The organism is Pseudomonas lyxosi, assembly GCF_047758685.1.
Taxonomy (GTDB): domain Bacteria; phylum Pseudomonadota; class Gammaproteobacteria; order Pseudomonadales; family Pseudomonadaceae; genus Aquipseudomonas; species Aquipseudomonas lyxosi.
The window spans coordinates 1356063-1378366 of record NZ_CP180481.1 but is presented as its reverse complement, the minus strand read 5'-3'; the positions used below and the strand labels follow the sequence as shown (position 1 = coordinate 1378366).

Here is a 22304-nt window from a genome sequence, read left to right as displayed (position 1 = left end):
GTGTCTAGTCCCTCGACCTGGTGAGCGTGGCGCTTCGTACTCTTCGTTAAAAGAGCAAGCACCGGCGTTGCGTTCGGTTAAGCCTTCAGAGGCACCAGACGCGGAGCAATCATGTTTTCCGGGCGCAGGATGTCGGCGAGCATTTCGTCGTCGAGCAAACCTTCTTCGCGCACCAGTTCCAGCACGCCGCGGCCGCTTTCTAGGGCGATACGGGCGATACGGGTAGCGTTTTCATAGCCGATGTACGGGTTCAGCGCGGTGACCAGACCGATCGAGTGCTCGACCAGTTCACGGCAACGCTCTTCGTTGGCGGTGATGCCGACGATGCAGTGCTCGCGCAGCATGTCCATGGCGCGTTGCAGCAGGCGGATCGAGTCGAAGATCTTGAACGCGATCAGCGGCTCCATCACGTTCAGTTGCAACTGGCCGCCTTCGGCCGCGATGGTCAGGGCCAGGTCGTTGCCGATGATCTGGAACGCCACCTGGTTAACCGCTTCCGGGATAACCGGGTTGACCTTGCCTGGCATGATCGAGCTGCCTGGCTGACGCGCCGGCAGGTTGATTTCGTTGATGCCGGTGCGTGGGCCGCTGGACAGCAGGCGCAGGTCATTGCAGATCTTCGACAGCTTGACCGCGGTGCGCTTGAGCATGCCGGAGAACAGCACGAAGGCGCCCATGTCGGAGGTGGCTTCGATCAGGTCGGCAGCCGGAACCAGCGGTTGACCGCTGATCAGCGCCAGACGCTGAACGGCCAGGTGCTGGTAACGCGGGTCGGCGTTGATGCCGGTACCGATCGCGGTGCCGCCCAGGTTCACTTCGGTCAGCAGTTCAGGCGCCAGTGTTTTCAGGCGTGCCAGGTCTTCGCTCAGGGTCGTGGCGAAGGCACGGAATTCTTGACCCAGGGTCATCGGCACGGCGTCTTGCAGCTGGGTACGGCCCATCTTCAGGACGTGGCTGAATTCAACACCCTTGGCAGCGAACGCCTGGATCAGGCTGTCGAGGCTGGCCAGCAGCGCGTCGTGACCCAGCAGCAGACCCAGACGGATCGCGGTCGGGTAGGCGTCGTTGGTCGACTGCGCCATGTTCACGTCGTTGTTCGGGTGCAGGTATTGGTATTCGCCCTTCTGGTGACCCATGGCCTCCAGCGCGATGTTGGCGATGACTTCGTTGGCATTCATGTTGGTTGAAGTGCCAGCGCCGCCTTGAATCATGTCCACCACGAACTCTTCGTGGAAGTCGCCGCGGATCAGACGTGCACAGGCTTCACTGATGGCAGCGTGCTTGGCTTCGCTCAGGTGACCCAGTTCGCGGTTGGCGTCAGCGGCGGCCTGTTTGACCATGGCCAGGCCGACAACCAGCTTCGGGTAATGCGAAATCGGAACGCCGGAGAGACGGAAGTTGTTCACCGCTCGCAGGGTCTGGATGCCGTAATACGCTTGAGCAGGTACTTCGAGTACGCCAAGCAGGTCTTTTTCTGTGCGGAAAGATGCAGCGGAGGACATGATAGAAATCATCTCGATATGGACCCGGTCTGTGCCGGAACACTGCAAATGCTAGGCTTGTGGAGAATTTTGGGCCAATGCTGTTAAACACTAGCCTATGCACATTCGGCATAATGCCCATGTGACGCCGTGTCTGCGGCGAGCGTGCGACCTAAATTGGTGCGTGTCCGGGAGGACGTGATGAACCTTGAAAGTAAATGGCTTGAGGACTTTAGTGCTCTGGCCGCCACCCGCAGCTTCTCCCAGGCTGCCGAACGACGCTTCGTGACTCAGCCGGCGTTCAGTCGACGAATCCGCAGCCTTGAAGCCGCGCTGGGGCTGACCCTGGTCAACCGCTCGCGCACGCCGATCGAACTGACGGCGGCGGGGCAGTTGTTTCTGGTCACCGCGCGGACGGTGGTCGAGCAGCTCGGTGAGGTGTTGCGTCACCTTCATCACCTGGAAGGCGGGCAGGGGGAGGTGATGCAGGTCGCCGCCGCTCACTCCCTGGCGTTGGGGTTCTTCCCGCGCTGGATTGCGCAGTTGCGTAATGAAGGCCTGAACATCGCGACGCGCCTGGTGGCAACCAACGTCGGTGATGCGGTGCATGCCCTGCGCGAAGGCGGTTGCGATCTGATGCTCGCGTTTTACGACCCGGATGCTGCGATGCAGATGGACCCGGAAATCTTTCCGTCGCTGCACCTTGGCGACACCGAAATGCTCCCGGTCTGCGCGGCGGACGCCGAGGGCAAGCCGCTGTTCGATCTGGAAGGCGAAGGCAGTGTGCCGCTGCTCGCCTACAGCGCCGGTGCATTTCTCGGGCGTTCGGTGAACATGCTGCTGCGTCAGCGCGCGCTGCGCTTCACCACCATCTACGAGACGGCCATGGCCGATAGCCTTAAAAGCATGGCGCTGGAAGGATTGGGCATTGCCTGGGTGCCGCGGCTCAGCGTGCGCGCCGAACTGGCTCGGGGTGAACTGGTGGTTTGCGGCGGCCCGCAATGGCATGTGCCGCTGGAGATTCGCCTGTACCGCTGCGCGCTGGTGCGCAAGGCGAATGTGCGGTTGCTGTGGCGCAAGCTCGAGGGCGGCGCCGCGCAAGGCACAACCGGTCAATGATGTTTGGTAGGAGCCGGGTAGATTTATGCTGTTTTTGGCTGACCTTCGAGTCAATAAAACCGGTACTTTGCGCCGAATGACAGATGGTCGTATCGGGGGCTGTTTATCTGCTTCATTGAGGTATACTGCGCGGCCTTCGGCCGGTTCGTCCGGCCATAATTCGTACAATCAAGCCACGCATTTTGCGTGGCTTGTTGTTTTTTGACGCGCCTGCGGGCGCCCAGAGAGAAGAGGCACGACGATGAGTGCACTGGTTGGCGTGATCATGGGCTCCAAGTCCGATTGGTCCACCCTTAGCCACACCGCCGATATGCTGGAAAAGCTCGGCATTCCTTACGAGGTGAAAGTGGTCTCTGCCCACCGCACCCCGGACCTGCTGTTCCAGTACGCCGAAGAGGCTGAGGCGCGTGGCATCGAGGTGATCATCGCCGGTGCCGGCGGCGCGGCTCACTTGCCAGGCATGTGTGCGGCCAAGACCCACCTGCCGGTACTGGGCGTGCCGGTGCAGTCGTCGATGCTCTCGGGCGTCGATTCGCTGCTGTCCATCGTGCAGATGCCCGCGGGCATTCCGGTCGCCACCCTGGCCATCGGCAAGGCCGGCGCGATCAACGCCGCGCTGCTGTCGGCGAGCATCCTCGGTGCCAAGCACCCGCAGTTCCACGCGGTGCTGAAAAAATTCCGCGCTGAGCAGACTGACAGCGTCCTGGAAAATCCAGACCCACGCATCGCCTGAGGTTGTTGACGATGAAGATCGGTGTAATCGGTGGCGGCCAGTTGGGTCGCATGTTGGCGCTGGCGGGCACTCCGCTGGGCATGAACTTCGCTTTCCTGGACCCCGCGCCGGATGCTTGCGCAGCCGCGTTGGGCGAACACCTGCGGGCCGATTACGGCGATCAGGATCACCTGCGTCAGCTGGCGGATGAAGTCGATCTGGTGACTTTCGAGTTCGAAAGCGTCCCGGCCGAAACCGTCGCTTTCCTGTCGCAATTCGTCCCGGTCTACCCGAGCGCCGAAGCCCTGCGCATCGCCCGTGATCGCTGGTTCGAAAAAAGCATGTTCAAGGACCTGGGGATTCCCACCCCGGCGTTCGCCGACATTCAATCGCAAGCCGATCTGGACGCTGCCGTGGCTTCCATCGGTCTGCCGGCCGTGCTGAAAACCCGCACCCTGGGTTACGACGGCAAGGGCCAGAAAGTCCTGCGCAAGCCTGAAGACGTGGTCGGCACGTTCGCTGAACTGGGCAGCGTCGCCTGCCTGCTGGAAGGCTTCGTGCCGTTCACCGGTGAAGTTTCACTGATCGCCGTGCGGGCTCGCGATGGCGAAACCAGGTTCTATCCGCTGGTTCACAACACCCACGACAGCGGCATCCTCAAGTTGTCCGTGGCCAGCTCCGATCACCCGCTGCAAGCCTTGGCGGAAGACTATTCCAGCCGTGTGCTCAAGCAGCTGAATTATGTCGGCGTGATGGCGTTCGAGTTCTTTGAAGTCGACGGTGGCCTCAAGGCCAACGAGATCGCCCCGCGCGTGCATAACTCGGGTCACTGGACCACTGAAGGCGCCGAGTGCAGCCAGTTCGAAAACCACCTGCGGGCCGTTGCCGGTCTGCCGTTGGGTTCGACGGCCAAGGTCGGCGAAAGCGCGATGCTCAACTTCATCGGTAAAGTACCGGAGACCGAGAAAGTCCTGGCCATTGCCGATTGCCATCTGCATCACTATGGCAAGGCGTTCAAGGTCGGTCGCAAGGTCGGTCACGCCAACCTGCGCTGCGCCGACAAGGCCACGCTGGAGCAGCAGATCCTCAAGGTCGAAGCGCTCATCGCCGAATAGTTTCATGTGGCAGCGGCGGAACCATTCAGGGGCCGCCGTTCTCTCATGGCAGGATGCCAAAGTCTGACTAGGCTTTGGCATAGCCACTTACTCAGAGGGAAATGCCATGGGAATTATCGGAACCATCTTTATCGGCTTGATCGTCGGCCTGCTGGCTCGGTTCCTGAAACCGGGCGACGACAGCATGGGCTGGATCATGACCATCCTGCTCGGTATCGGCGGTTCGCTGGCGGCCACATACGGCGGCCAGGCCCTGGGCTTCTATCAGGCTGGCCAAGGCGCAGGCTTCCTTGGTGCGCTGGTTGGCGCCGTGATATTGCTGGTGATCTACGGCTTGATCAAAAAGAACTGATTCAGGCGACAAAGCCCTCTCTGCTGCGCAGCCGGGGAGGGCTAGAATGCTCGGCGTTGCATAGTCCTATCCTTAACCGAGCACCTCCATGCGCCGTCTTTTGCTGACTTTCCTATTACTGGGTACGGGCCTTGCCCACGCCGGCGAACTGCCGGAAACCGACTGGCTCGAACTGATGCCCAAGTCGGACCAGAAAGCCCTCGAAGCCATGCCCGAAATCGACCACAACTCCCCCGAAGCCAATGGCACCTTTACCGAAAAAGGTGGCATGAAGCAGAGCAAGGGCTTGCCGGCGGTGATGTATTCGACCAAAACCGTGCCGTCGATGAACGACAAGAACATCCGCATCGGTGGTTATCCTGTGCCGTTGGAGTCCGACGCCAAGGGCCACAGCACGCTGTTCTTCCTCGTGCCGTATCCGGGCGCCTGCATCCACGTGCCGCCGCCACCGCCTAATCAACTGGTGCTGGTGCGTTATCCGAAAGGTTTGAAGCTGAATGACATCTATACACCGCTGTGGGTGACCGGCACGCTGAAGATCGAGAAGGTCAACAATGACCTGGCTGATGCGGCGTATGCGCTGGATGCGGCGAAGGTGCGGGTGGTCAAAGAGTCTGACCTGTAAAGCGCCAGTTAGGCTGGCAAAGATCAACTGTGGGAGCGAGCTTGCTCGCGATGAGGCCATAACATTCAACATCAATGTTGACTGTTATGGCCTCATCGCGAGCAAGCTCGCTCCCACATTGGTTTTGTGGTGCTAGAGAGGTTTGCTGCCGATGCTGACGCCGAGGGTATGACTCGCACCCGGCGCCAGCGTCACCACATCATCCATCACGTTCGCCGTTTCAATGCACAGCATGCGCTGCCAGCCATCGTCGGCCATGTCACTGAACGCCGCAGCGCGATCAATCCAAGGATTCCAGATCACCGCCGAGCGTGAACCGCTGCTGGTCAGCTCGATGCGTCGTTCCCAGGCCGGATCGACAATGCTCAGCTTCGCCGGGGTATTGAGATAGATACGATCGGTCTCGCCGACAAAACGCAGATCGCCGGTCTGAGTGACGGTTTTCCAGTCGTCCAGGGTTTCGATGTAACTCAAGCCATCCAGCCCTTCGACATGCACTTCGCGTACATCGCTGACCGCGAAATAACTGTGCAGCGCCTGGCTGATGGTGACTTTGTCGGTGCCCTGGTTGTGGCTGGTCAGGCTGATGTGCAGTTGCTCATCCAGACGAATGCTCAGCTTCAAATCCACTTGATGCGGCCAGCCTGGCAAGCCACCTTCAGGGTAAGGCAGAACAAACTCCACCTTGAGGCTTTCGCCCTCGGTTTCAATGCCGCCCAGTTCCCAGTCCATCGCCCTTACCAGCCCGTGGGCGGTCGGCGCTTCGTTGCTGACGCGCATGGCCTGAACGCTCTGCGGGTTGCGCGGCAGATTGCCGAACCACGGCCAGCACACCGGAACCCCGGCGCGGATGCTCTTGCCAGTCTTGAACACGGCCTCGTCGTTGAGCCAGATCAGCGGCGGTTGCCCGGCCACTTGATAACTGAGGATGTGCGCGCCCTGCTGGGCAACCAGCAGTTCGGCCTGACCGTGGCGGATGCGCCAGCAGTTCAGTTCATCCAGTTTCACGGCTTCAACGTTGGGCGTGCTCATGGGGCAACTCTCGATCAGGAACAATGACTGCAATGGACCGCAGAAAGGTCGTAGTGTTTAACGAGCTCTAGGCGGAACTGAACGGGTGCGACCGCTGCCATCGATGGCGACGAACACGAACACGGCTTCAGTCACTTTACGCCATTCGCTGGACAGCGGATCGTCACTCCAGACTTCGACCATCATCTGAATCGAGCTGCGGCCGATTTCCAGCGCCTGGGTATAGAAGGAGAGCTGAGCACCCACCGCTACCGGAACCAGAAACGCCATGCGGTCGATCGCAACCGTGGCCACGCGACCACCCGCGACTTTGCTGGCCATTGCGGTGCCGGCCAAATCCATCTGCGACACCAGCCAACCGCCGAAAATATCGCCAAAGCCGTTGGTTTCGCGAGGGAGCGCGGTAATTTGCAGGGCAAGGTCGCCTTGCGGGATTGGATCTTCTTGTTCGAGCTCTATCATGCCGGGGGTGCCTCTGACCCGTGACTCTTCATTGGTACTTCAGGTGAATAGCCGTCTTCAAGAAAAACGATTCAGCCCCGAACATACTACGTTCGTCACGTTTTTCGTAAGGCGCCTAAAGGGAGACTCTGCGAAATCGACTGGTAGAGCCAGCAGCGTCTTCGCACAGCAACCCTTGCAAGCTGTCGCAAGATAGCGAGTATATCGATCGGTAGACTCCGAGACGACCGTCCGGTTCTCATTTCGACCGTCAAATACGCACCTCTATGTGCTTTTTCGAACAATTTGCTATCGTGCCGGACCTGCCCAAGCCTCAGCCAGCGTTGTTGGGGTTGCAGATCCGACTATAAGAGAAGCCTTGCCATGACCACAGCGCCTTCGAGCATCGCGCAGCCAACCCAGTCCGCACGTCCGCTGACTCGCAACGACTACAAGACGTTATCGCTGTCTGCCTTGGGCGGCGCGCTGGAGTTTTACGACTTCATCATTTTCGTGTTCTTCGCCACGGTGGTCGGCAAGCTGTTCTTCCCGGCCGACATGCCCGAGTGGTTGCGTTTGATGCAGACCTTCGGGATCTTTGCCGCCGGCTACCTGGCGCGGCCACTGGGCGGCATTGTCATGGCGCACTTCGGCGATCTGCTGGGACGCAAGAAGATGTTCACCCTGAGCATTTTCATGATGGCGGTGCCGACCCTGATCATGGGTTTGCTGCCGACTTACGCGCAGATCGGCATGTGGGCGCCCATCCTGTTGCTGCTGATGCGGGTGATTCAGGGCGCGGCGATTGGCGGTGAAGTGCCGGGCGCGTGGGTATTCGTTTCCGAACACGTGCCCCAGCGGCACATCGGCTACGCCTGCGGCACCCTGACCTGCGGCCTGACGGCCGGTATCCTGCTGGGCTCGCTGGTCGCCACCGCGATCAACAGCATTTACACCCCGGTCGAAGTTTCGGATTACGCCTGGCGGATTCCGTTCCTGCTGGGTGGCGTGTTCGGCCTGTTCTCGGTTTACCTGCGCCGCTGGCTGCACGAGACCCCGGTATTCGCCGAGCTGCAACTGCGCAAGGCCCTGGCAGAAGAAGTGCCGCTGCGCGCCGTGTTGCGCGACCATCGCGGGGCGATCCTGATTTCCATGCTGCTGACCTGGCTGCTGTCCGCCGGCATCATCGTCGTCATCCTGATGACCCCGACCGTGCTGCAGACCGTCTACCACTTCTCACCAACCACCGCGTTGCAGGCCAACAGCCTGGCGATCGTGTTTCTGAGCCTGGGCTGCGTCGCCTCGGGTGCATTGGCTGACCGCTTCGGTGCGGGTCGTATCTTCGTGTTCGGCAGTGCCGCGTTGCTCATCAGCTCGTGGACTTTCTACCACAGCCTGTTCAACCACCCGGACTGGCTGTTCCCGATGTACGCCTTGACCGGCTTGCTGGTCGGCACCATCGGTGCGGTGCCGTATGTGATGGTCAAAGCCTTCCCGGCGGTGGTGCGCTTCAGTGGGCTGTCGTTCTCCTACAACCTGGCCTACGCCATCTTCGGCGGCCTGACCCCGATGGTTGTCACCCTGCTGCTCAAGGAAAGCCCGATGGGGCCTGCCTATTACGTGGCGATCATTTGCGGTGTCGGGATTCTGGTGGGTGCTTACCTCTGGAAAAAAGACCGCTAGGCCGACTGACGCCTTCGCGGGCAAGCCACGCTCCTACAGGTCGGTGTGATCCGTAGGAGCGAGCGGTGCGGCGATCCGACTTACCCGCGAAGAACGATGACGCGAATTATCCTGCAATAAGCCCAATGCTGGCCTTTCATCTAATTGTCATATTTCAGCCATAGAGTGTTCACACGGCCTGCTGATACTTGGCCCCGACTTAACACACCTATCTGCTAGGAGTAAGGCATGAAACTGAAGCGTTTGATGGCGGCAATGACTTTTGTCGCTGCTGGCGTTGCGACTGCCAACGCGGTTGCCGCTGTTGACCCTGCTATCCCGAGCTACACCAAGATCACTGGTGTGTCGGGCAACCTGTCCAGCGTCGGCTCCGATACCCTGGCCAACCTCATGACCCTGTGGGCTGAGAACTACAAAAAAGAATACCCGAACGTAAACATCCAGATTCAGGCTGCCGGTTCGTCTACCGCGCCACCTGCGCTCACCGAAGGCACCGCTAACCTGGGTCCGATGAGCCGCAAGATGAAGGACACCGAGCTGCAAGCCTTCGAAACCAAATACGGCTACAAGCCAACCGCTATCCCGGTTGCCGTGGACGCCCTGGCTGTCTTCGTTCACAAAGACAACCCGATCCAGCACCTGACCATGGAACAAGTCGACGCGATCTTCTCGTCCACTCGTCTGTGCGGCGCTAAAACCGACGTGAAAACCTGGGGCGACCTGGGTGTGACCGGCGACCTGGCCAACAAGCCGGTTCAGCTGTTCGGTCGTAACTCGGTATCCGGCACCTACGGCTACTTCAAAGAAGAAGCCCTGTGCAAAGGCGACTACAAGCCAAACGTCAACGAACAACCAGGCTCGGCTTCGGTCGTGCAGTCGATCAGCTCCTCGCTGAACGGCGTCGGTTACTCGGGCATCGGCTACAAAACCGCTAGCGTGAAGACTGTGGCCCTGGCCAAGAAAGGCAGCACTGACTTCATCGAAGACACCGAAGAAAACGCCCTGAACGGCAAGTACCCGCTGTCGCGTTTCCTCTACGTTTACGTCAACAAAGCCCCGAACAAGCCTCTGGCCCCGCTGGAAGCCGAGTTCGTGAAACTGGTTCTGTCCAAACAGGGCCAGGAAGTTGTGGTGAAAGACGGTTACATCCCACTGCCAGCCAAGGTTGCTGCAAAAGCACTGGCTGACCTGGGTCTGCAGGAAGGCGGCGCTGAAGTCGCAAAAAAGTAAAACCGTAGGAGCCGAGCTTGCTCGCGATGGGGGCGCCGCGTTTCACCTTTGAAACCGTGGCGCTACCATCGCGGGCAAGCCTTGCTCCTACAAGGGTCAGGGTTACCAAACAGGTAACCCGGCCTCCCCAAATTTTCGGTCCGCTGCCAGTTCCCACGGGCGGCGGATTTGTTGCGTCACTGCATTGTCATCTTTCTGTCATACAGGATCGCTAGGGTGTGCGAATGAATGATCTGGCCAATTCCACCATGACTACAAATCCCCCCAAGCGAATTGACTTCAATACGCCTGAGTTGCAACGCAAGCGCCGCATTCGCGCGCTCAAAGATCGCCTGACCCGCTGGTACGTCCTCGTGGGCGGCCTCGCCGTTCTCGGCGCGATCACGCTGATCTTTTTCTTCCTTGCTTACGTTGTCGCGCCCCTGTTTCAGGGCGCCGACCTGACCGCCAAGGACGCCATCACGCCCGCCTGGATGCAAGACGCCGGCAAGCCGTTGATGATCTCCCTGGAAGAACAGAACCAGGTCGCCATGCGGGTTTCCGATAAGGGCCAGGCATTGTTCTTCGATATCGACAGTGGCGCTGAACTCAAGCGTGTCGATCTATCGATTCCGGCCGGCACGACCGTGACCTCCATCGGAGAAGACCAACCAGGCCATCCATTGGTGGCAGTGGGCTTGTCCAACGGCCAGGCACTGGTGTTCCGTCACACTTATAAAGTCAGCTACCCGGACGGCAAGAAAACCATCTCGCCGGCCATCGAATACCCGTATGGCGAAACGCCGATTGCGCTGAACGAGGCGGGCGGAGCCCTGGAGCACGTCAGCCTCAACGCGACCGATACGACGCTGATGCTGGTCGGTTCCACCGGTGCGCAACTCAATGTGTTGTCGCTGACCAGCGAAGAAAACATGATGACCGGTGAAGTCACCAACGAGCAGAAGCGTATCGATCTGCCGCAGATGACTGAGTCTGTGAAGAACATCTTCGTCGACCCGCGTCAGCAATGGCTGTACGTGATCAACGGTCGCGCCCAGGCCGACGTGTTCAGCCTGCGCGACAAGAGCCTGAACGGTCGCTATAAACTGCTTGAAAACGGCGATGCCGAAATTACCGCCAGTACTCAATTGGTGGGCGGCATCTCGCTGATCCTCGGCGACTCCAAAGGTGGTCTGGCCCAATGGTTCATGGCCCGCGACCACGATGGCGAACTGCGTCTGAAGCAGATTCGTAACTTCCAGATGGGCACTGCGCCGATCGTTGAAATCACCGCTGAAGAACGTCGCAAAGGCTTCGTTGCCCTCGACGCCTCCGGCAAACTCGGCGTGTTCCACAGCACCGCTCACCGCACCTTGCTGGTGGATCAGGTGGTGGAAGGCCAAGGCCTTTTCGGCATGTCGCCCCGGGCCAACCGCTTGATCGTGGAAGCGGGTGGCAAGATTCAACCGCTGCTGCTCGACAACCCGCACCCGGAAGTTTCCTGGAGCGCGTTGTGGAGCAAGGTCTGGTACGAGAACTACGACGAGCCTAAATACGTCTGGCAATCGACCGCCGCCAACACCGACTTCGAACCCAAGCTGAGTCTGTCTCCGCTGACCTTCGGTACTTTGAAAGCCGCGTTCTACGCCATGCTGCTGGCCGCTCCACTGGCCGTCGCCGCTGCAATTTACACCGCGTACTTCATGGCTCCGGGCATGCGCCGCAAGGTCAAACCGGTGATCGAGCTGATGGAAGCGATGCCGACGGTGATCCTCGGCTTCTTCGCCGGTCTGTTCCTCGCACCGTATGTGGAAGGACATTTGCCGGGCATCTTCAGCCTGCTGCTGTTGATGCCGATCGGCATCCTGGTCGCCGGTTTCACCTTCAGTCGCCTGCCTGAATCGCTGCGCCTGCGGGTGCCGGACGGCTGGGAAAGCGCGATCCTGATTCCGGTGATCCTGTTCGTGGGCTGGCTCTCGCTGTACATGAGCCCGTACATGGAAACCTGGTTCTTCGGCGGCGACATGCGCATGTGGATCTCCCACGACCTGGGCATTACCTACGACCAGCGCAACGCACTGGTGGTCGGTCTGGCCATGGGCTTCGCGGTGATCCCGAACATCTACTCCATCGCCGAAGACGCCGTGTTCAGCGTGCCTCGCGGTTTGACCCTCGGTTCCCTGGCCCTCGGTGCCACGCCGTGGCAGACCATGACTCGCGTGGTGATCCTCACCGCCAGCCCGGGCATCTTCTCGGCGCTGATGATCGGCATGGGCCGTGCGGTCGGTGAAACGATGATCGTGCTGATGGCCACCGGTAACACCCCAGTCATGGAAATGAACCTGTTCGAAGGCCTGCGCACCCTGGCGGCCAACGTTGCGGTGGAAATGCCCGAATCGGAAGTCGGCGGCAGCCACTACCGCGTGCTGTTCCTCTCGGCGCTGGTGCTGCTGTTGTTCACCTTCGTCATGAACACCCTCGCGGAACTGATTCGTCAGCGTCTGCGCAAGAAATACTCGTCGCTTTAAGAAAGGTAGAAGTCTGTGAAACAGAACTCCCTGAAAGGATGGTTCAAGAGCGGCGCCCCCGGCGTCTGGATCAGCGGTGGCGCGGTGTCCATCGCAGTCATTATGACCATTGGCCTGCTGGCAGTGATTGCCGTGCGCGGTCTGGGCCACTTCTGGCCGGCCGACCTGGTGCACGCCAGTTACGACGTGCCGGGCCAGGCCAACCACCTCGTCATCGGCGAAGTGGTGCAGAAAGAAGAAGTGCCGCGCGAGCGCCTGAAAAGCGCTGGCCTGCCGGTACCCGATCAGGGCCCGGAGTTTATGACTCGCGAGCTGATCAAGGTCGGTAACCGTGACCTGAACGGCAACGACTTCACCTGGATCGTCGGCGAGTGGCTGACCAACCAGAAGACTCCGCCAGAGCTGATGGCCATCGAGCGTCGTGAGTGGGGCAACTTCTACGGCTACCTGGTCAACGTCAAACAGGACGGCAAGGTCATCGCTGAAGGCGAAGCCGCATGGCCTGAGTTGCAGGCGCGTGTCGATCGCGTCAACAAGCTCGCGGCACAGCTCAAGACCCTGGAAAAAGTCGACATTGGCGCAATCAACGCAGGGCTGGAGCGCCTGCGTCTGCACGGTCGCAAGCTGGAACTGGCCGGGACGATGGACGCTACCGCGCAAGCGGACATGGAGTCTGAGCGCGCCGAACTGAACGCTCGTTATCAGGACATCGAAGCCCGCCTGAACGACCTGCACGCCCAGTTCAACCGCGACAGCCTGACGGCTCGCGATGCCAACGGCAAAGAGATCGAAATCGGCATTGGCAAAGTGGTTCACGCCTACCAGCCGAACGGCATGAACACCTTCACCAAGATTGGCTTCTACTTCAGCAAGGTCTGGGAGTTCCTCAGCGACGATCCGCGTGAAGCGAACACCGAAGGCGGGATCTTCCCGGCGATTTTCGGCACCGTGATGATGACGTTGATCATGGCGATGATCGTGACCCCGTTCGGCGTGTTGGCAGCGGTTTACCTGCGTGAATATGCGAAACAGAACACCATGACTCGCTTGATCCGCATCGCGGTGAACAACCTGGCGGGCGTTCCGGCCATCGTTTACGGCGTGTTTGGTCTGGGCTTCTTTGTTTATGTGTTGGGCGGTTCGGTCGATCGGTTGTTCTTCCCGGAAGCGCTGCCGGCGCCGACCTTTGGTACGCCGGGTCTGCTCTGGGCGTCCCTGACGCTGGCGCTGCTGGCGGTTCCGGTGGTGATCGTGGCTACTGAAGAAGGCCTGGCGCGGATTCCTCGCACCGTGCGCGAAGGCTCGTTGGCCCTCGGCGCAACCAAGGCTGAAACCTTGTGGAAGATCGTGCTGCCGATGGCCAGCCCGGCGATGATGACCGGCATGATCCTCGCCGTGGCTCGCGCCGCCGGTGAGGTGGCACCGCTGATGCTGGTGGGTGTGGTGAAACTGGCGCCGTCGCTGCCGGTGGATGGCAACTACCCGTACTTGCACCTGGACCAGAAGATCATGCACTTGGGCTTCCACATCTATGACGTCGGCTTCCAGAGCCCTAACGTCGAGGCCGCGCGGCCGCTGGTGTACGCCACGGCGCTGCTGCTGGTGCTGGTGATCGCGACATTGAACCTGTCGGCCGTTTATATCCGTAACCACCTGCGCGAAAAATACAAAGCGCTGGATAGCTGATAGCTGCCGCAAAAATTGAATGGGCTGCTGGCCTCGATGCCAGCCGCTCACTGAACCGAATTTGTTAGCACAGGGAGCCTCCCATGCAGCACGAAGCACATACCCACGGCATCAACATGTCTGCCCTGGGCCGCGACAAACAGAGCTTGAGCCTTGAGCAGGAAACCGTGGCCATCGAAGTGCCGGGCCTGAGCCTGTTCTACGGCGACAAACAAGCGCTGTACGACGTCAGCATGAATATCCCGAAACAGCGCGTGACCGCCTTCATCGGCCCGTCCGGCTGCGGCAAGTCCACGCTGCTGCGTACGTTCAACCGCATGAACGACCTGGTGGATGGCTGCCGTGTCGAAGGCGAGATCAACCTCTACGGCAACAACATTTACCGTAAGGGCGAAGATGTGGCCGAGCTGCGTCGTCGCGTGGGCATGGTGTTCCAGAAGCCCAACCCGTTCCCGAAAACCATCTACGAGAACGTGGTCTACGGCCTGCGCATCCAGGGCATCAACAAGAAGCGCATCCTCGACGAAGCCGTCGAGTGGGCGTTGAAAGGTGCGGCACTGTGGGACGAAGTCAAAGACCGTTTGCATGAGTCGGCGCTGGGCTTGTCCGGTGGTCAGCAACAACGTCTGGTGATCGCTCGCACCATCGCCGTGGAGCCGGAAGTGCTGCTGCTCGACGAACCGTGCTCGGCACTCGACCCGATCTCCACGCTGAAAGTCGAAGAGCTGATCTACGAACTGAAATCGAAGTTCACCATCGTCATCGTGACCCACAACATGCAACAGGCCGCGCGGGTTTCCGATTACACGGCGTTCATGTACATGGGCAAACTGGTGGAATTCGGCGACACCGACACCCTGTTCACCAATCCGGCGAAGAAGCAGACCGAAGACTACATCACTGGTCGCTACGGCTAGGAAGCTGTTGTTGCTCACTGAACTGACGCTGCGGTCCACCGCACCTTACCGGACGCTCCAAGGACGCCAACATGATTAGCAAAGAAGGCCTTACCCATCACATCTCCGCGCAGTTCAACGCTGAGCTCGAGGAAGTGCGCAGCCACCTCCTGGCCATGGGCGGGCTGGTGGAAAAGCAGGTCAACGACGCGGTGACCGCGCTGATCGAGGCCGACTCCGGCCTGGCCCAGCAGGTTCGCGAGATCGACGACCAGATCAACCAGATGGAACGCAACATCGACGAAGAATGCCTGCGCATTCTGGCCCGTCGTCAGCCGGCGGCGTCGGACTTGCGTTTGATCATCAGCATCTCCAAGTCGGTGATCGACCTGGAGCGTATCGGTGACGAAGCGACCAAGATCGCCCGTCGCGCCATCCAGTTGTGCGAAGAAGGCGAAGCCCCACGGGGTTACGTCGAGGTTCGCCACATCGGTGACCAGGTGCGCAACATGGTTCGCGATGCGCTGGATGCCTTTGCCCGCTTCGATGCCGACCTGGCGTTGTCGGTGGCTCAGTACGACAAGATCATCGACCGCGAATACAAAACCGCGTTGCGTGAACTCGCCACCTACATGATGGAAGACCCGCGCTCTATCTCGCGGGTCTTGAGCATCATTTGGGTGCTGCGTTCGCTGGAACGGATCGGCGACCACGCACGCAATATTTCAGAGCTGGTGATTTACCTGGTGCGCGGCACCGACGTGCGGCACCTGGGCCTCAAGCGCATGAAAGAAGAAGTTGAAGGCACAAGTGGCGAAACCGCTAATGTTCCGGGCAAAGCTGACGATAAGTAAGATTGCCTGAGAAAAGCGCCCGGCCTTTTGGCCGGGCGTTTTTGTTTGTGGTTGATGAATTCGAAAGCAGCACCCGCGAACGAAAGTCCCGGCGTGACTGAAGGTTTTTGGCAATGTGCCATCAGCAAAGCGGTATGCTTGCCGGGATTTTTTAAAGGGGTGATGGATGAGTAAGGTCAGTGTGTTGGTCGTGGACGATGCGTCGTTCATTCGTGACCTGGTGAAGAAGTGCTTGCGCAATTACTTTCCGGGGATCCGGATCGAAGATGCGGTCAACGGCAAGAAGGCTCAGTCCCTGCTGGCTCGGGAAGCATTCGATCTGGTCCTGTGCGACTGGGAAATGCCGGAAATGTCCGGTCTGGAACTGCTGACCTGGTGCCGCGAGCAGGACAACCTCAAGACCATGCCGTTCGTGATGGTGACCAGCCGAGGCGACAAAGAGAACGTCGTCCAGGCGATCCAGGCCGGGGTTTCCGGCTACGTCAGCAAGCCGTTCACCAACGAGCAACTGCTGACCAAGGTCAAGCAGGCCCTGAACAAGGTCGGCAAGCTCGACACCTTGATGAACAGCGCGCCGACCAAAATGAACTCGGCGTTCGGCAACGACTCCCTGAGCGCATTGACCGGCGGCAAGGCTGCCGTGGTCGCACCCGCAGCGGCGCCGGTCAATCCGTTCGCCAAACCTGCGGCCGCCGCGCCAGCCCCGGCGGCTGCTCCGTCTCGCGGTCTGCTCAACAGCCCGCCGATCAAGCCTCCAGCGTCCTCCGCGGCGCCAACAGGCGGTCGTGGCCAGGGCCAACTGCGTCTGCCGAACGGCATTCAGCAATGTGTGATCAAGGCCTTGAGTCTCAAGGAAGCGCTGCTGGTGGTGAAACGCACCGACACCCTGCCGCAAGTGCTCGACAGCGCCGTGCTCGACCTGGAGCAGGGCGATAACGCCGAAACCGCCCGTCTGAACGGCTACCTGCACGCCATTGTCGCCCACGAGCAGAAGCCCGACAGCGAGTGGCTGCAACTGACCTTCCGCTTCGTCGACCAGGACGCGCAGAAGCTTGATTACATCTCGCGGTTGATAGCACGTGGTACGGCGCAGAAGCATTTCGTACCAGGCGCGTAATCTGTACCGCTGATCGGCTGATCGTTCCCACGCTCTGCGTGGGAATGCCTCCCCGGACGCTCCGCGTCCGCTTCGGTGGGACGCAGAGCGTCCCTTGCTGCATTCCCACGCGGAGCGTGGGAACGATCATTTGAAACATCTGCCGACTACCCGGGTCCATTGCAGCTGCTAGGCTCCTACCCAGGCCTTACTCGACAGAATCTTGCCCATGCTCGCGCGCCTGCTGTTTTTCTGCGGTCTTCTCATGGCATCCACCTCGGCGATGGCCATGACGATCTACAAGTCCACCGACGCCAATGGCGTGGTCTCCTACAGCGACCGCCCCACGACGGGCTCCAAGGTGTTCGTTTTTCGTGATCGCATGGTCGAGAATCTTGAGCGCCAGGTGTACCTCGTCATCACGAAGAAGAAGGGCGTGGACAGCGTTTACGTGCGTAATGACCTGTATGCGCCGGTAGAAATCGAGTTGAGCTTCGGCGGGCTGAAGAACGTCAGTGGTGCGCCGAGCCGACCGATTCGTCGGGTGATGCCGGCACGCAGCAGTATTCGTCTGGCGCTGCTCACGGCCACGCAGCCCGAAAGGCCGCTCGCGTATACCCCAAAATTTGAATACTCCCTGGGCGACCCCTCAGGGGCTGCCATGGCCTATCGATACCCATTGCCGTGGCGCGGTGGACCGTTTCGGCTGAGTCAGGGCCCCAACGGTCAATACAGCCACTTTGGTCCAAAGAACCGCTACGCCATGGACATCGCCATGCCCGAAGGCACGCAGATCATCGCGGCGCGAGGCGGTGTGGTGGTGAAAACCGAGAATGCCCAGACCGGGCGCGGCACCGATCCGTCGGGTAATTTCGTGCGGGTGCTGCACGATGACGGGACGATGGGCGTGTATCTGCACCTCAAACAAGGTTCGGTGAGCGTTCGCGAGGGGCAACGGGTGTCGGTGGGGAGTCCGCTGGCCTTGTCGGGCAATACCGGCAACAGCAGCGGGCCACACCTGCATTTCGTGGTGCAGCGCAATACCGGATTGGGGCTGGTGTCGATCCCGTACCAGTTCAATCAACCGGTCGGCAGCCTGCCGAACTTTGCGCTCGGCAAACAGTGAAGTTGATGGAGATTAATTGTGGCGAGGGGATTTATCTGTGGCGAGGGGATTTATCCCCGTTGGGTCGCGAAGCGACCCCGCTTTAACTAAAGCTTTGGGACGGCTTCGCCGTCCAACGGGGATAAATCCCCTCACCACAAAAGCCCGCCAGCTCCTGCTCAATCGAGCATCAACACCTTGGCCAGAATAATCTTCGGCCCTTTCATCTTCTTGATGATGATCCGCAAGCCTTCGACTTCCAGCACTTCTTCCTCTTCCGGCACCCGTTTCAGGGTTTCGTAGACCAGTCCGGCGAGGGTTTCGGCTTCGATGTGGTCCAGATCGATGCCCAGCAGGCGTTCGACCTTGAACAGCGGCGTGTCGCCGCGCACCAGCAGCTTGCCCGGCTGGTAGGCGAGGATCCCGCGCTCTGCCTTGCGGTGTTCGTCCTGAATGTCGCCGACCAGTACTTCCAACACGTCTTCCATGGTCAGGTAGCCGATGATGTTGCCATCGGCTTCTTCGACCAGGGCGAAGTGCGAGCCGCCTTTGCGGAACTGTTCCAGCAACTGCGACAGCGGCATATGGCGCGAAACCCGCTCCAGCGGCCGGGTCAGTTCGGCGAGGTTGAACGACTCGGGAATGTGATCAAGGGCTGCCAGTTCCAGCAGCAAATCCTTGATGTGCAGCAGGCCGACGAACTCCTGACGATCGCTGTCGTACACCGGATAACGGCTGAACTTGTGGCGACGGAACATTGCCAGGATTTCCTTCAGCGGTGCGTTGAACTCCAGCGTCACCAGGTCTTCCCGGGAATTGGCCCAGTCGACCACTTCCAGCTCGCCCATTTCCACCGCGGAGGCCAAAACGCGCATGCCTTGGTCGCTCGGGTCTTGGCCACGGCTGGAGTGCAGGATCAGTTTCAATTCTTCACGGCTGTAATGATGCTCGTGATGAGGGCCGGGTTCACCTTGGCCGGCGATCCGCAGGATCGTGTTGGCGCTGGCGTTGAGCAGGTAAATGGCCGGGTACATGGCCCAGTAGAACAGGTACAGCGGCACGGCGGTCCAGAGCGACAGCAGCTCGGGTTTGCGGATGGCCCAGGATTTCGGGGCCAGCTCACCGACCACGATGTGCAGGTACGAGATGACGAAGAACGCGGCGAAGAACGACACGCCTTTGATCACTTCGGCCGACTGCACGCCGACGGCTTCAAGGATCGGTTCGAGGATGTGCGCGAACGCCGGCTCACCGACCCACCCGAGGCCGAGGGAGGCGAGGGTGATACCCAATTGGCACGCCGAGAGGTACGCATCGAGCTGACTGTGAACGGTGCGCAGGATGTGTCCGCGCCAGCCGTTTTTTTCAGCGATGGCCTCGACCCGGGTCGAGCGCAATTTGACCATGGCAAATTCCGCCGCAACGAAAAAACCGTTGAGCAAAACCAGGATCAGAGCAAAAAGAATCATGCCGAAATCGGCGAAGAGTGTCGCGAGGGTCAAGCCAGGGGATGGGTCCATGATGGAGTTTTGCGGGTTCCGTGTATTCAAAAAAGAGGGAAATGCGGTGCCTGAAGGGCAGGCACAAGTCAGCCAATGTAGCGGCTGACCAAGTGATTGACTAGTGGCGCGTGCCGGCCGGTATCAGTCGGCGGCGCTGATGACCCGGGATTTGGTGACCTGGCCCGGCGCAAAATGGCAGGTAAACGTGCTGCCGTGACCCGGCACACTGCTGATTTCCATCCGCGCGCGGTGGCGCAGCAGTACGTGTTTGACGATCGCCAGTCCGAGCCCCGTGCCGCCGGTGTTGGAGTTGCGGCTGGAGTCGACGCGGTAGAAGCGCTCGGTCAGGCGCGGCAAGTGTTTGCTGTCGATGCCGATGCCGGAATCCTGCACGCTCAGGTGTGCGCCTTGCTCATCGCCCCACCAGCGGATGCGGATATTGCCTTCGGCCGGGGTGTATTTCACCGCGTTGAACACTAGATTGGAAAACGCGCTGCGCAATTCGGCTTCGCTGCCCTTGAGCAGAATCGTCGGGTCGGCTTCCAGGGTGATCTTCTGATTGCGCTGAGCAGACAACTGCTGAGCGTCGCTCTTGATCGATTGCAGCAAGCCGTCGATGGCCACCGGCTGGTTGTCCGACGGGTAATCGGTGGCTTCCAGTTTGGCCAACAGCAGCAAGTCGTTGAGCAACGTCTGCATGCGCCCACCTTGTTGCTGCATTTGCTGCAAGGCACGGGTCCAGCGCGGGTTGACGTCCTCGACGTTGTCGAGCAGGGTTTCCAGATAACCGCAGATCACCGTCAACGGCGTGCGCAATTCATGGGAGACGTTGGCGATGAAGTCTTTGCGCATCTGTTCCAGTTGATGGATGCGCGTCACGTCGCGCACCAGCATCAAGTGTTCGTTGTTACCGTAGCGGGTGATGTACAGCTGAATGCGCAGGCGATCATTGATCGGCGAAGGGATTTCCAGCGGTTCGGCGTAGCTGTCCTGCTCGAAGTATTCCTTGAAGCGCGGATGGCGGACGAGGTTGGTTACCGGTTGGCCGCTGTCTTGCGGGGTCTTGAGGCCGAGTAGGGTTTCGGCGGCGCGGTTCCACCATTCGAGGTTACCGTCGCTGTCCAGCATGATCACCGCGTCTTTCAGCGCGGCTGTGGATTCCTGGACCCGGTCGATCACCGCTTGCAGACGCCCGCGCACACGTTGGTCGCGACGTTGCAGGTGGTAGATGCTGTCGAACACTTCGCCCCACAGGCCATAGCCATCGGGCGGTGCCTCATCGGGTTTGTGCAGGCGCAGCCATTCGTGCAGACGTAGCAGTTGCTTGAGGGTCCAGGCCAGGTAAAGGCCCAGGCCCGCGGCGAGGCTCCAGCCGTAGTAGCCGGTAATCAGGCCGATCACCAGGCAACCGGTCACCAGCAAAAGCATGTGGCGGATCAGGGTGCCATGCCAGTTTTGGTTCACTTGAACGCGCGTCCTTGTCAGCTTGTCGGGCGGGAAAGGTCCGGGTCAGGCTTTGGTAGAAAAGCGATAGCCGGTGCCGCGCACGGTTTGTACCAGATTTTCGTAAGCATCACCGAGGGCTTTGCGCAGGCGGCGGATATGCACGTCGACGGTGCGCTCTTCGACATAAACGTTGCCGCCCCAGACCTGATCCAGCAACTGGCCGCGGGTGTAGGCACGTTCCTGGTGGGTCATGAAGAATTGCAGCAGGCGGTATTCGGTCGGGCCCATCTCGGCGGGTTTGCCGTCGATGGTCACACGGTGGCTGATCGGGTCCAGCAGCAGGCCGCCGACTTCGATCGGCGTCTCACCATCGGTTGGACCGGCACGGCGCAGCACGGCCTTCAGGCGCGCAACCAGCTCACGTGGGGAAAAGGGTTTGGTGATGTAGTCGTCAGCGCCGACTTCCAGGCCCTGGATCTTGTTGTCCTCTTCGCCCTTGGCGGTGAGCATGATGATCGGGATGTCCCCGGTCAGCTCATCGCGCTTGAGACGTCGGGCCAGCTCGATGCCGGACGTGCCGGGCAGCATCCAGTCGAGCAGGATCAGGTCCGGCTTGCGGTCGACGATGATGGCGTGGGCCTGCTGCGAGTTCTCAGCCTCCAGGCAGTCATAGCCGGCCATTTCCAACGCAACGGCGATCATTTCGCGAATGGGCGCTTCGTCGTCGACGATCAGAATGCTCCTGCCAACCATGCCTTTAATCCTCTTGTCATTTAACTGTCTTGCGCCGCATTAGATAACGGAATTATTGCAGTCGTGTGACAGTATTTTAGTCGCCCGGCGATTGTCATGATCCTGAACTAAGCTCTAATTCCGAATCCTGACAACCACAAGAGGAAGGTTTCCATGAAGCAATACTCGCATTCCCTCAAGGCTCTGATGCTGACCGCAGCCCTGGCGTTGCCATCAATGGCCTTCGCGGCTGAGCCTGTGATGATGAAAGAAGGTGTGATGGCGGACCACAAGGGCATGACCCTGTACACCTTCGACAAAGACACGGGTGGCAAGTCTGTGTGCACTGGTGAGTGTGCAGAATACTGGCCGCCATTCAAGGCGGAAGCGGGTGCCAAGGCCGAAGGTGACTGGACAATCGTCAAGCGTGACGATGGCACGATGCAGTGGGCCTATAAGGGTAAACCGCTGTACTACTTCAAGAAGGACGCGAAACCGGGAGACAAGGCCGGTGACAAAATGAAGGACGTCTGGCACGTCATCACCAACTCCGGACCGAAGATGTGAACCTGTAGCAGCTGGCGCAGCCTGCGTTCGGCTGCGCAGCAGTCGTAAAGTCTGCTCATGCGGTGTATCAGATGAACCGCGTACTCAGGATTTACGACTGCTTCGCAGCCGAACGCAGGCTGC

General features: G+C 60.0%; 20 protein-coding genes. 14 read left to right on the top strand and 6 right to left on the bottom strand.

Going from position 1 to position 22304, the window contains the following annotated elements:
* Window positions 1–77: 77 nt before the first annotated feature.
* Window positions 78–1502: an aspartate ammonia-lyase gene (gene aspA / locus ACMXYI_RS06575; RefSeq protein ID WP_010465341.1), complete on the bottom strand. Its 1425-nt coding sequence runs from the start codon at window positions 1500–1502 to the stop codon at window positions 78–80.
* Window positions 1503–1682: 180 nt separating this feature from the next.
* Between aspA and ACMXYI_RS06570 the strand changes: the two genes are divergently transcribed.
* The 5 genes from ACMXYI_RS06570 (at window position 1683) to ACMXYI_RS06550 (ending at window position 5404) form a co-directional block, all read left to right on the top strand.
* Window positions 1683–2600 (top strand): LysR substrate-binding domain-containing protein, encoded by a 918-nt coding sequence (locus ACMXYI_RS06570; RefSeq protein WP_415772327.1) that lies wholly within the window; start codon window positions 1683–1685, stop codon window positions 2598–2600.
* Window positions 2601–2841: 241 nt separating this feature from the next.
* Window positions 2842–3333 (top strand): 5-(carboxyamino)imidazole ribonucleotide mutase, encoded by a 492-nt coding sequence (gene purE / locus ACMXYI_RS06565; protein WP_008150032.1) that lies wholly within the window; start codon window positions 2842–2844, stop codon window positions 3331–3333.
* Between the two features lie 11 nt (window positions 3334–3344).
* Window positions 3345–4427: a 5-(carboxyamino)imidazole ribonucleotide synthase gene (locus tag ACMXYI_RS06560; RefSeq protein ID WP_415772325.1), complete on the top strand. Its 1083-nt coding sequence runs from the start codon at window positions 3345–3347 to the stop codon at window positions 4425–4427.
* 106 nt (window positions 4428–4533) lie between these two features.
* Entirely contained in the window at window positions 4534–4779 is a 246-nt protein-coding gene (locus ACMXYI_RS06555; protein ID WP_033059272.1) for a GlsB/YeaQ/YmgE family stress response membrane protein, read from the top strand.
* Window positions 4780–4867: 88 nt separating this feature from the next.
* Window positions 4868–5404, top strand: coding sequence for a DUF3299 domain-containing protein (locus ACMXYI_RS06550; RefSeq protein WP_415772323.1), 537 nt, complete (start codon window positions 4868–4870; stop codon window positions 5402–5404).
* A gap of 132 nt (window positions 5405–5536) precedes the next feature.
* Here the strand turns inward: ACMXYI_RS06550 and ACMXYI_RS06545 are convergent, their stop codons facing one another.
* Both ACMXYI_RS06545 and ACMXYI_RS06540 read right to left on the bottom strand, forming a co-directional pair.
* The gene (locus ACMXYI_RS06545) at window positions 5537–6436 is read right to left on the bottom strand and encodes a D-hexose-6-phosphate mutarotase (RefSeq protein ID WP_415772322.1); all 900 of its coding nucleotides are present in this window, start codon (window positions 6434–6436) and stop codon (window positions 5537–5539) included.
* 57 nt (window positions 6437–6493) lie between these two features.
* The gene (locus ACMXYI_RS06540; RefSeq protein ID WP_003177184.1) at window positions 6494–6898 is read right to left on the bottom strand and encodes an acyl-CoA thioesterase; all 405 of its coding nucleotides are present in this window, start codon (window positions 6896–6898) and stop codon (window positions 6494–6496) included.
* A 363-nt stretch (window positions 6899–7261) separates the two neighbouring features.
* On the opposite strand from ACMXYI_RS06540, the gene ACMXYI_RS06535 reads away from it, so the two are divergent.
* From ACMXYI_RS06535 to ACMXYI_RS06500, 8 genes are all read left to right on the top strand, one after another.
* On the top strand, window positions 7262–8560 hold the full coding sequence (locus ACMXYI_RS06535; RefSeq protein WP_415772321.1) for an MFS transporter: 1299 nt from the start codon (window positions 7262–7264) through the stop codon (window positions 8558–8560).
* Window positions 8561–8788: 228 nt separating this feature from the next.
* Window positions 8789–9790, top strand: coding sequence for a phosphate ABC transporter substrate-binding protein PstS family protein (locus ACMXYI_RS06530; RefSeq protein WP_415772319.1), 1002 nt, complete (start codon window positions 8789–8791; stop codon window positions 9788–9790).
* A gap of 473 nt (window positions 9791–10263) precedes the next feature.
* Window positions 10264–12297, top strand: coding sequence for an ABC transporter permease subunit (locus ACMXYI_RS06525; protein ID WP_415773869.1), 2034 nt, complete (start codon window positions 10264–10266; stop codon window positions 12295–12297).
* Between the two features lie 15 nt (window positions 12298–12312).
* On the top strand, window positions 12313–13983 hold the full coding sequence (gene pstA, locus ACMXYI_RS06520) for a phosphate ABC transporter permease PstA (protein ID WP_415772318.1): 1671 nt from the start codon (window positions 12313–12315) through the stop codon (window positions 13981–13983).
* Window positions 13984–14066: 83 nt separating this feature from the next.
* Window positions 14067–14900, top strand: a complete 834-nt coding sequence (gene pstB, locus ACMXYI_RS06515) for a phosphate ABC transporter ATP-binding protein PstB (RefSeq protein WP_033059285.1) — start codon at window positions 14067–14069, stop codon at window positions 14898–14900.
* 71 nt (window positions 14901–14971) lie between these two features.
* The gene (phoU, locus tag ACMXYI_RS06510; protein WP_008150055.1) at window positions 14972–15733 is read left to right on the top strand and encodes a phosphate signaling complex protein PhoU; all 762 of its coding nucleotides are present in this window, start codon (window positions 14972–14974) and stop codon (window positions 15731–15733) included.
* 166 nt (window positions 15734–15899) lie between these two features.
* Window positions 15900–16850: a response regulator gene (locus tag ACMXYI_RS06505; RefSeq protein WP_123367519.1), complete on the top strand. Its 951-nt coding sequence runs from the start codon at window positions 15900–15902 to the stop codon at window positions 16848–16850.
* A 208-nt stretch (window positions 16851–17058) separates the two neighbouring features.
* Window positions 17059–17955: a peptidoglycan DD-metalloendopeptidase family protein gene (locus tag ACMXYI_RS06500; protein ID WP_415772316.1), complete on the top strand. Its 897-nt coding sequence runs from the start codon at window positions 17059–17061 to the stop codon at window positions 17953–17955.
* Window positions 17956–18113: 158 nt separating this feature from the next.
* Here ACMXYI_RS06500 and ACMXYI_RS06495 read toward each other — a convergent pair whose 3' ends face one another.
* From ACMXYI_RS06495 to phoB, 3 genes are all read right to left on the bottom strand, one after another.
* Window positions 18114–19454 carry a hemolysin family protein gene (locus tag ACMXYI_RS06495; RefSeq protein WP_218536562.1) on the bottom strand — a complete coding sequence of 447 codons (1341 nt, stop codon included), beginning with the start codon at window positions 19452–19454 and terminating at the stop codon, window positions 18114–18116.
* A gap of 123 nt (window positions 19455–19577) precedes the next feature.
* A complete protein-coding gene (gene phoR / locus ACMXYI_RS06490) occupies window positions 19578–20864 on the bottom strand; it encodes a phosphate regulon sensor histidine kinase PhoR (RefSeq protein WP_415773868.1) in 1287 nt (428 codons plus the stop codon).
* Window positions 20865–20945: 81 nt separating this feature from the next.
* Entirely contained in the window at window positions 20946–21635 is a 690-nt protein-coding gene (gene phoB / locus ACMXYI_RS06485) for a phosphate regulon transcriptional regulator PhoB (protein WP_008150066.1), read from the bottom strand.
* A gap of 153 nt (window positions 21636–21788) precedes the next feature.
* Between phoB and ACMXYI_RS06480 the strand changes: the two genes are divergently transcribed.
* Complete coding sequence (locus tag ACMXYI_RS06480; protein WP_415772314.1) at window positions 21789–22181, top strand: COG4315 family predicted lipoprotein; 393 nt, start codon at window positions 21789–21791, stop codon at window positions 22179–22181.
* Window positions 22182–22304 lie beyond the last annotated feature (123 nt).